Here is a 9,269-nt window from a genome sequence, read left to right on the forward strand (position 1 = left end):
CTTCTGCTTGTATTTGGCGCCAGCGACTGGCGAGCCAGAAATTCCATGAGAACGGCCCGCCGTAACTCTGGGGTCACGGCGTCCGCAGCGTTTTGCTCGAGATGGAATATGGACCCGATCGCCATAAAGGTTCGAGACGGGGCCGGGAGGAAAGATATAAAATTCCTATAAAGATTTCCGGGAGATGGCTCCGTTCCGGGCCGCTAGAAACCGACGCCATGATATCGCGACCCCTCTTGCGGCGGCTCCGTCTTTCGAAACAATGGGAACGCAAAACGAGGGAAAAACAGATGCTCGACATGGCACCATCGAAACAGGCGGCGACATGGCTTTGCGCGCTTGCACGGGCGCTGGAAGCTGATGACGCCGAGGCGGCCGCCAACCTGTTCGTCGAGGATTGCTACTGGCGCGATCTGCTGGCTTTCACCTGGAACATCACCACGATGGAAGGCCGCGATGAGATCCGCGACATGCTGCAAGCGACGCTGGCGGAAGCGAAGCCCTCACACTGGACGCTGTCCGGCGAGGCGACCTCGGATGAGGGCACCGTCGAGGCCTGGTTCACGTTCGAAACGGCGGTCGCGCGGGGCGAAGGGATTGTGCGCCTTACGGACGGCCGCTGCCGGACCTTGTTCACGGCGGTGCGTGAGCTCAAGGGGTTCGAGGAACAAAAGGGACCGGCGCGGCCGCTTGGTATCCGTCACAAGGCCGATCCGAAGCGCGAAACCTGGGCGGAGGCGCGGGCGCGCGAGACGCGCGACCTCGGCGCCACCGAGCAGCCCTATTGCCTGGTGATCGGCGGCGGGCAGGGCGGCATCATGCTCGGCGCGCGGCTGAGGCAGCTCGGTGTGCCCACCATCATCATCGAGAAAAATGCGCGCCCCGGCGATTCCTGGCGCAACCGTTATCGCTCGCTCGTGCTCCACGATCCGGTCTGGTACGACCATCTGCCCTACATTCCGTTCCCGGAGAACTGGCCGGTGTTCACGCCCAAGGACAAGATGGGCGACTGGCTGGAGATGTACACCAGGGTGATGGAGCTCAACTACTGGGTCGCCACCAAATGCCTCAGCGCCAGCTATGACGAGGCCGAGAAGGTGTGGACTGTGGTGGTCGACCGCGTCGGCCGGCAGATCACGCTGAAGCCGAAGCACATTGTCTTTGCCACCGGCGCCTATGGCCCGCCACGCCAGATCGCGCTGCCCGGCGCCGAGACCTTCAAGGGCGAACTCCTGCATTCCAGCCAGTATGCAAGCGGCGAGAAATTCCGCGGCAGACGTGTCGCTGTCATCGGCGCGGCAAGCTCGGGGCACGATGTCAGCGTCGACCTCTGGGAGAGCGGCGCAGACGTCACCATGATCCAGCGGTCGCCGACGACAGTGGTGAAATCCGACACTCTGATGGAAGTCGGCTTCGAGATCTTCTCGGAAAAGGCTTTGGCGCGCGGCATCAGCACCGACAAGGCCGACCTGATCGTCGCGTCCACGCCGTTCGCGCTTGTACCCAAGGGCCAGCGGGATCTTTACGAGGTGATCAAGGCACGCGACGCAGACTTCTACGACCAGCTACGCGCCGCCGGCTTCGCCATCGATTTCGGGGAGGACGAGACCGGGCTGTTGATGAAGGCCTACCGCACCGGCTCCGGCTACTACATCGATGTCGGCGCCTGCGAACTGATCATCAATGGCGAGATCAAAGTGAAGAGCGGCGTCGGCATCAGTTCATTGACGCCGACCGGCATCCTGTTCGACGACCGCAGCGAGCTGGCCGTCGATGCGATCGTCGCCTGTACCGGCTACCAGTCGATGAACGAGACCGTGGCGGCCATCGTCTCGCGCGAGGTCGCCGACAAGGTCGGGCCATGCTGGGGCCTCGGCTCCGGCGTCAAGGGCGATCCCGGTCCTTGGCAAGGCGAGCTGCGCAACATGTGGAAGCCGACGGCGCAGGACGCGCTGTGGTTCCACGGCGGCAATCTGGCGCTGTCGCGGTTTTACTCGAAATATGTGGCGCTGCAGATCAAGGCGCGGATGGAAGGGATTGCGACGCCGGTGTTTGGGGCGGTGAGTAACGCAGGGCGCTAGCGATCTCCTCCCCCCTCGAGGGGGAGATGTCGCCGAAGGCGACAGAGGGGTCGCCGCGCGTGGAGCGCTGACCTCCAGCTGCCGCGAGGAGCTTGCGTCCGGTCGAACCGACCCCCTCTGGCCTGCCGGCCATCTCCCCCTCAAGGAGGGAGATTATCCATGCCCGAAATGCCGTGCCGCGACCTCGACATGCGTATGTGCCGCATGCGGCTCGAAGCGCTCGGTCTCGTTGTGGTCGGGCGCCTCGTTCGGCCACCAGACACCGCCGATAACAATGCCTTCTGAGACCAGCCGCTGATCCGCGATCAGCGCCGCACCGACCGCATCGACGAAGGTAAAGCGCCCGGGGCGCAGTCTCAGCACCGCGACATCGCCGACACCGCCAACTTTCAGCGTCCCAAGCTCCGGCCTGGCGATCGCCTCGGCTGGCCTTTGCGTGGCGGCGCACAGCACCTCGACCAGCGGCATGCCCAGCGCCATCAGCTTCGACATGCAGACCAGTATGTCGAAGGCCGGACCGTCGACGCAATAGAGATGCACGTCGCTGGAGATGACGTCGGGCGCGAGGCCCTCGGCCAGCATCGCTTTCGCCACGGCGAAGTCGAACGAGCCCATGCCGTGGCCAATGTCGAAGATGACACCGCGTTCGCGGGCCAGCCGCATGTCCGGCCGGATCGCGCCGGAGGCGAACACCGGCGCATTGGGGAATGGCCGAAAACAATGGGTGAGGATGTCGCCGCGGCGCAGCCGCGGCAGCACTTCGGAGCGGCCGGGCGGCGGCTCGTCAATATGCGCCATCAGCGGCAGGCCGGCCTGGTCGGCGGCTTCCAGCGCGAGGTCCACCGGGGCGATGCCGCTGGTGCCGCCGGCATGCTTGCCGGAGCGCACTTTTACGCCGACGACGACATCGGCGTGCTCGCGCACCGCGGCCACCGTCTCGCGTGGCTCGCAGAGCCTGAGATCGCTGCATTCGCCGACGGAGACCGTCTGCGAAAAGCCGAATATGCCGGCAAAGGAGATGTTGACATAGGCCAGGATGCGCACCTTCGAGCGCTCGATGACATGGCGGCGAAAGCCCAGAATATTGCCGGCGCCGGCGCTGCCGGCGTCGATGAAGGTGGTGGTGCCGCTCTTGGCCGCCAGCCGGTCGGCATCGACGCCAAGCGAGGTGCCGCCCCAATAGACATGGCTATGCAAATCGATGAGGCCGGGCGTGACGATGCAATCCCTGGCGTCGACGACCTGCGTAGCATGCTCGGCGTCGATCGCGGCTTCGATGGCCGCAACGCGGCCATCGGCGATGGCGACATCGCGCACCGCGTCCAGGCCGGAGGCCGGATCGATCAGGCGGCCGCCCTTGATCAGGAGATCGAACTGCATCGGCGGCTGCCTCTCTCTTTGCTTTGGGGCATGATCTCTGGACAAAACGGTTTCCGTTTGTCCGAGAAAACCGGTTTCCACTTTTCGGGATCATGCCCCGACTGGTGAAACCGGCCGGTAGGCGACGGCTTCGACCTCGATCTTGATGTCGATCATCAGCCGCGATTCGACCGTGGTGCGGGCCGGCGAATTTTTCGGGAAGTGCTTGGCGTAGACGGCATTGAAGGCGCCGAAGTCGCGCGCGTCCTCGAGCCAGACCGTGGTCTTGACGACATCGTCCATGGTGCAACCGGCCAGCGCGAGTGCCGCCTTCACATTCTGCAGCACCTGCTCGGTCTGCTCGGTGATGCCGCCCTTGACCACGATGCGGTCGCCGTCGACCGGCACCTGACCTGAGATGTAGACGAAATCCCCGGCGCGCACGGCCGGCGACAGCGGCACGTGGGATGTTCCAAAACACTCTTTGGGCAAGGGAAACTCCTGTTCAGAATGGCGGGCCGCGCGCCGTTTTCGCCGACCGCTCTACGCCTGTCCCGGTGATCCTCATAGGGGGCTTTTTGGAAAGCAACATTTTTCCAAACGCGTGTTGCTTTATCGCAGGCTCGCCAGCATCTTGCGCGTCGCATTTTCCCGACAGGAGATTTCAATGACCTTCGACAAGAACCCGTTTCCAGAGGGCGATGCCGATCGTCACGCGCTCTGGGAAATGCTGGTGCGGCGCGACATCGACGCCTTTGTCGGTCAGGACTGGTCGATGGTCGAGGATGATTTCCTCGCCGACAGCTTCTTCGGCATGCATGCGCATTTCCTCAGCGATGCCGACGCCTGGCGTCTGCAATTCCCGAGCCTTGCCGTCTATCGCGACGAATGGCTGCGCCAGGCCAAGGAGACGGCGGCGACCAAGTTCGCCGAGCCGCTGCGCGAGGCGCTGTTTCGCGTCACCAACATGCGCGACATCGACGTCGATGGCGACCGCGCCGTGCTGCACAAGAAGTTCAACGGCTCGGTGGCCAAGGCCGATGGCAGCGTCGACAAGCTGAAATGGCAGACGCTGTATTTTTGCAGGAAGGTGGCGGGCCACTGGAAGATCGGCGGCTTCGTCGGCTACATGCCACATCCCTTGGGGATCTGAGTCTTGCCGCTTATGCTATTGCCGTCCTTCGCGCACGAAGACGTCGCTTCCCGGGCTGCGGCTGTAAAAGCTCGGCGCGCGGCGCCAACCGAACTCACTCGAACTCAAGCGAGTTGAACGGCACAGGTTCGTCCCACAGGGCTAGCGGGAGCGGTGGTCGAACACGACCGCCATGGTCTTACCAATTGCCGCCATGACGACGAGTTCGACGAGATCGTCGTCGCTGTCGACACAGGTTGGATCCATGCGGCGGATGGCGTCGAGCGCCGCCCTGGTCGAGACGGTATCGCCGGCGCGGAATCTGGAAAGCGCAGAGGAAACAAGGTTCTGGGTTGTCACGTCGATGACAGGTACGCTCTGCACTACGTTCATGGCTTCCTCCTGCCAAGAACCCTCTCCCGAAGGAAATAATACGCCGAACGACGGCGTGTGCCAGCGGAATCGTGGTCCGACCAGATTGCCGGGAGGGCACGTTTGCGTGTTTGATAGGGTCGAGCCCACAGCGTCCAGGACCGGATATGAAACTGTACTTCAGCCGCAATCCCAATCCGCGCCTCGCGGTTGCAACTGCACGTCATCTGCAGGCCAAGGTCGAGTGTGAGTTCGCGGCACCCATGGCGCCCGGGCAGGCTGAGCGGTTTCGTCAGCTCAATCCCAATCTTACCCTGCCGATATTGGCATGGACGGGCGGCAGCCTGTGGGAAGCCGACGCCATAGCCTGCCTTCTGTCGCGCGAAGCGGGTTCGGATTTCTGGCGCGGCGGCGGCGACCAACCCGACATGATCCGCTGGCTGAGCTGGGGCAAGGAGAATTTCGTCCGGGCCTGCGACATCGTGCATTTCGAGCGCGGAACCAAGCAGCGCTACGGGATTGGGCCCGTCGACCAGGGCAAGGTCGAGGAGGGGCTGGCGGAGTTCCGCATCGCGGCAGCGATTCTCGAGGCGGAGCTCGCCAAGCGGCCATGGCTTGTGGGCAAGTCGCTTTCCTATGCCGATTTCCGCATGGCGACGTTTTTGCCGTTCAACGATGCAGCCGGCCTGCCGCTGGCGGACTATCCCTCTGTTCTGGGTTGGTATCGCCGGCTCGAAGCCATCGATGCCTGGCGCGATCCCTTCGACGGGCTGGAAGCGCCGCTTCTGCCGCCGGTCAACTCCGCTTGATGTGCCTTCCCTTTGGGCAGATGGGCTGATGTGTGGCGCTTTGGCAGCATAGGTGTGGAACAGCGGGCGAGTTGCCATGGCGCGCTCGACGGCTCGCGGCCGGGTTGATAAGCCCTGTCCGCAAGGAGAGTCGTGACATGACCGTAGCCATCGAGATGGGACAGACGACGGCGGGTGCGTCGGCGGCGCTCGACCTTGAGGAGCTGCTGGCCACCCGGCTTCTGGTGCAGGGCAATTCCGGCTCCGGCAAATCGCACCTTTTGCGCCGGCTCCTGGAGCAGAGCGCGCCCTGGGTGCAGCAGACCATCATCGACCCGGAAGGCGATTTCGTCTCGCTGGGCGACCATTACGGCCATCTGGTCATCGATGCCGAGGAGCATACGGAGCGTGGCCTGCAAGCAGCCGGCGAGCGGGCGCGCATCCACCGCGTCTCCACGGTGCTCAATCTCGAAGGGCTCGATGCCGAGAACCAGATGCGGCGCGCCGCTGCCTTTCTCGGCGGGTTGTTCGAGGTTGCCCGCGAGCATTGGTATCCGATGCTGGTGGTGGTCGACGAAGCGCAGCTGTTCGCGCCCGCCGTGGCCGGCGAAGTGTCCGACGAGGCGCGAAAGCTCTCGCTCGGCGCCATGACCAATTTGATGTGCCGCGGCCGCAAGCGCGGCCTTGCCGGCATCATCGCCACGCAGCGGCTGGCAAAGCTCGCCAAGAATGTCGCGGCGGAGGCGTCCAATTTCCTCATGGGCCGTACCTTCCTCGATATCGACATGGCGCGCGCCGCCGACCTTCTGGGCATGGAACGGCGTCAGGCCGAGGCGTTTCGAGACCTGGAGCGCGGGCACTTCATGGCGTTGGGCCCAGCGCTGTCGCGCCGTCCGCTCGGCGTGCGCATCGGCCAGACCGAGACCAGCCCGCGCAACGGTACGCCGCGGCTGATGGCAATGCCGGAAACAGCGCTTGAAGACGCGCGCGCCATCATCCTGGCGGCGCCGCCGCCCGAGACGATGCGCGCGCCGCGCCGGATGGCGTCGCCGGAGCTGCTCGACCAGCTGATGGCGGCCAAATCGGCGGCGATGGAGATCCGCCCGGAACCTGCGGAACCGGCGGTAAGCGCCGAGGATAGGGCCGAGCGGCGAGAGCGGGTGGACCGTGTCCTGCGCGCCATCCTGGCGCAGCCCGATGCGGGTTTCCGCGTCATCGGCGTGCTTTATCAGGAGTTCGTCGTCCGCTGCCGCATCGAAGGCCTCGCTTCGGTGGTGCCGGACCTCTCAGAATTCCGCCGCATGCTGACGCGTGCCCGCGCCGGGCTCGGCGCCGACATGGCAGGCGATGGCGCCTGGCAGGACGTTTCCGTGCGCGCCTCGCTGCTGCCCGAGGACATGCAGGGCGTGTTCATGATGATCGCCCGCGCCGCCAAGGAGGGCTGGCCGTGCCCGAGCGACGCGGCGATCGCGCGCGCCTACGGCTCGCATTCGCTGCGCCGCGCCCGGCGGCTGCTCACCTATATCGAGGAGCAGGGCCTCATCGTCTGCCAGCTCGACGGCACCGGCCGCCGCACGGTGACGCTGGTCGAGCTTGCCTGGGCGACGGCGCCGGGCGACCCCAATGCCGCGGAGGCGGAACAGGGCAGCCTGGCGCTGTGAAAGGCGAACAGGCAGCTACCTGACTTGCTTGCGCGGTTCTGAACAAGATGTGTTTCGCCGATCGACGCGCGACGATTTATGATGGGTTTCCGAGAATCGCAGAACGGTTCGGGCGGGAGGGTTGTCCGGTGCGGTTGAAATCTCTGGCTGTCTTTGTCTTTGGCCTCCTCGCCATCGCCGGCATCACCTTGACGATGTCTGCCCGGTCTTTTGCCGCGTCCTCCGATATACCGGCCTGGCTGCAGGCCCATGTCGGCAATGACGACGGCGAGATTTCGCAAGTGGTGCTGGAGCGGGCGCGCGCGCTTTACCTGAAGAAGGTCGCGCAAGGCGCGGTCCACAATGGCTGCTATTTCGCCATGGATGCGACGCGCCCCGGCGATCTCGGCAATGGCGTGCTGGGGCGGCGCTACTACGTCATTTGCGAGGCCAAGCAGTCGTTCAGGGCGATCTCGTCGGGCCATGGCGGCGGCCGCAATCTGAAGGGCGTGGTCGATTTCTCCAACGGCAAGCGCTGCGCGAAAAACTTCGGCAATGCGCTGGACTCGTCCTTGACGACCGGCGGCGCCTATATGACCGGCGAGGCAAAGACCTCATTCAAGGGTTTTTACCGCATCGGCGCAAAAAAGGACCAGGCGCTGCTGCGCACCTTCATCCAGTTCGACGGCGAGGGGGAGACGGCGAATGCCAGGCAGCGGGTGATCGGCGGCCACGCGGCGCGGCTGTTGCGCGGCATGTGCCTGCGCAAGAACCCGAACAGCTCCTATGCCGACCATGACGGCTTCGTGCCATACGGCAAGCTGGTGGATTATGCCGGCGGCCGCAGCAATGGCTGCACCAGCTGGTCGCCGTCCGACGCCGACCAGATCATTTCGATGGTGAAGGGCAATCCGACGACGCTCTATATATACCCGGAATCGCGCGACATCACCGCCGTTGGTAAATCGGGCGCCTATTGGAATGCGTCCTGCCTGAAGGAGATCGGCAAGCCGAAATTCTGGCCGCGAAAGAGCCTTGAGCCGATCATCGCGCAATACGCCAAGGACAACCCGCCACCGCCGCCACAACCGTTGCCGATCTGCACCGGGCCGTGAGGGATGAGTCCTCGGCTCGGCATTGTCGGGGCGCGGACTGGCTGGGCGGCGCCGCCGATCCGATGGACTCTACTGATTGATCTCGGGTTCGACGAGCTTTGCCAGATTGCGCAGCGACTCCTGCCAGCCGAGATAGCAGGCTTCAGCCGGAATAACGTCCGGAATGCCGGCCTGGGTGATGTCGAGTTCGGTGCCGACCGACACTTTCTTCAGGAGCACGGTCACTTCGATCTGGCCGGGCAAATTGGGGTCGTCGAACCTGTCGGTGTAGCGCAGGCGCTCGCCGGGAACGAGTTCGAGATATTCGCCGCCGAAGGAATGGCTGCCGCCCGTCGTGAAGTTTCGGAACGACATCTTGAAGGCGCCACCGACTTTCGCGTCGAAGCTGTGTACCGTGCAAGTGAAGCCGTTCGGCGGAAGCCATTTCGCCAGCGCGTCGGCTTCTGTGAATGCGCGGTAGACCTTCTCCGGGCTGGTCGTCAGAACGCGGTGCAAACGTACGGTGCTTGGCATCTCTTCGGTATCCTTTGTGGTTTCGTTGTCCGATGCCCCAAGGACGGGTGAACCTCACCCGGTCCGACATAGCCTGTCAAATTTTCTTGGTAGTGTGCTGAGAGTTCTGCAAATTCGCTGAGAGGGGGCGGTCATGGCAGGCTGGTGATTGTTCACGTCACCTGATTCCCGCGAAGGAACGCCACCATGACCAAGACTGAAGTTAAGACCGCCAGCGCTGCCGTCAAAGACATTTTGCTTTCGAACCCGGATGGATTGCACGAAGTGCT

The 9,269-nt window shown here is 64.1% G+C and carries 9 protein-coding genes; 5 read left to right on the plus strand and 4 right to left on the minus strand.

Going from position 1 to position 9,269, the window contains the following annotated elements; all coding sequences use genetic code 11:
* Window positions 1–290: 290 nt before the first annotated feature.
* On the plus strand, window positions 291–2,081 hold the full coding sequence (locus tag NKJ64_RS26170) for a flavin-containing monooxygenase (RefSeq protein ID WP_023735104.1): 1,791 nt from the start codon (window positions 291–293) through the stop codon (window positions 2,079–2,081).
* Window positions 2,082–2,234: 153 nt separating this feature from the next.
* On the opposite strand, the gene NKJ64_RS26175 is transcribed toward NKJ64_RS26170, so the two are convergent.
* Together NKJ64_RS26175 and NKJ64_RS26180 are read right to left on the minus strand one after the other, a co-directional pair.
* Window positions 2,235–3,461, minus strand: a complete 1,227-nt coding sequence (locus tag NKJ64_RS26175) for an amidohydrolase/deacetylase family metallohydrolase (RefSeq protein WP_023754273.1) — start codon at window positions 3,459–3,461, stop codon at window positions 2,235–2,237.
* Between the two features lie 90 nt (window positions 3,462–3,551).
* Window positions 3,552–3,932 (minus strand): RidA family protein, encoded by a 381-nt coding sequence (locus tag NKJ64_RS26180; protein ID WP_352463578.1) that lies wholly within the window; start codon window positions 3,930–3,932, stop codon window positions 3,552–3,554.
* A 175-nt stretch (window positions 3,933–4,107) separates the two neighbouring features.
* On the opposite strand from NKJ64_RS26180, the gene NKJ64_RS26185 reads away from it, so the two are divergent.
* Window positions 4,108–4,593: a hypothetical protein gene (locus NKJ64_RS26185; protein WP_352463579.1), complete on the plus strand. Its 486-nt coding sequence runs from the start codon at window positions 4,108–4,110 to the stop codon at window positions 4,591–4,593.
* A 141-nt stretch (window positions 4,594–4,734) separates the two neighbouring features.
* Here the strand turns inward: NKJ64_RS26185 and NKJ64_RS26190 are convergent, their stop codons facing one another.
* Window positions 4,735–4,965 carry a hypothetical protein gene (locus tag NKJ64_RS26190; RefSeq protein WP_023726475.1) on the minus strand — a complete coding sequence of 77 codons (231 nt, stop codon included), beginning with the start codon at window positions 4,963–4,965 and terminating at the stop codon, window positions 4,735–4,737.
* 146 nt (window positions 4,966–5,111) lie between these two features.
* On the opposite strand from NKJ64_RS26190, the gene NKJ64_RS26195 reads away from it, so the two are divergent.
* From NKJ64_RS26195 to NKJ64_RS26205, 3 genes are all read left to right on the plus strand, one after another.
* Window positions 5,112–5,753: a glutathione S-transferase family protein gene (locus NKJ64_RS26195; protein ID WP_352463580.1), complete on the plus strand. Its 642-nt coding sequence runs from the start codon at window positions 5,112–5,114 to the stop codon at window positions 5,751–5,753.
* Between the two features lie 137 nt (window positions 5,754–5,890).
* Window positions 5,891–7,393, plus strand: a complete 1,503-nt coding sequence (locus NKJ64_RS26200; RefSeq protein ID WP_023710835.1) for a helicase HerA domain-containing protein — start codon at window positions 5,891–5,893, stop codon at window positions 7,391–7,393.
* Between the two features lie 128 nt (window positions 7,394–7,521).
* The gene (locus NKJ64_RS26205) at window positions 7,522–8,487 is read left to right on the plus strand and encodes a hypothetical protein (protein ID WP_023710836.1); all 966 of its coding nucleotides are present in this window, start codon (window positions 7,522–7,524) and stop codon (window positions 8,485–8,487) included.
* Between the two features lie 69 nt (window positions 8,488–8,556).
* On the opposite strand, the gene NKJ64_RS26210 is transcribed toward NKJ64_RS26205, so the two are convergent.
* Window positions 8,557–9,000, minus strand: a complete 444-nt coding sequence (locus NKJ64_RS26210) for an SRPBCC family protein (protein WP_023683102.1) — start codon at window positions 8,998–9,000, stop codon at window positions 8,557–8,559.
* Between the last annotated feature and the right edge of the window lie 269 nt (window positions 9,001–9,269).

Origin of the sequence: Mesorhizobium sp. M0062 (assembly GCF_040323125.1) — a bacterium.
Classification (GTDB): Bacteria; Pseudomonadota; Alphaproteobacteria; order Rhizobiales; family Rhizobiaceae; genus Mesorhizobium.

What these genes read in the sequence shown, in the direction of transcription:
- NKJ64_RS26170 (WP_023735104.1), top strand. Translation starts at nt 291, where the DNA reads ATGCTCGACATGGCACCATCGAAACAGGCGGCGACATGGCTTTGCGCG.
- NKJ64_RS26175 (WP_023754273.1), bottom strand. Translation starts at nt 3,461, where the DNA reads ATGCAGTTCGATCTCCTGATCAAGGGCGGCCGCCTGATCGATCCGGCC.
- NKJ64_RS26185 (WP_352463579.1), top strand. Translation starts at nt 4,108, where the DNA reads ATGACCTTCGACAAGAACCCGTTTCCAGAGGGCGATGCCGATCGTCAC.
- NKJ64_RS26190 (WP_023726475.1), bottom strand. Translation starts at nt 4,965, where the DNA reads ATGAACGTAGTGCAGAGCGTACCTGTCATCGACGTGACAACCCAGAAC.
- NKJ64_RS26195 (WP_352463580.1), top strand. Translation starts at nt 5,112, where the DNA reads ATGAAACTGTACTTCAGCCGCAATCCCAATCCGCGCCTCGCGGTTGCA.
- NKJ64_RS26200 (WP_023710835.1), top strand. Translation starts at nt 5,891, where the DNA reads ATGACCGTAGCCATCGAGATGGGACAGACGACGGCGGGTGCGTCGGCG.
- NKJ64_RS26210 (WP_023683102.1), bottom strand. Translation starts at nt 9,000, where the DNA reads ATGCCAAGCACCGTACGTTTGCACCGCGTTCTGACGACCAGCCCGGAG.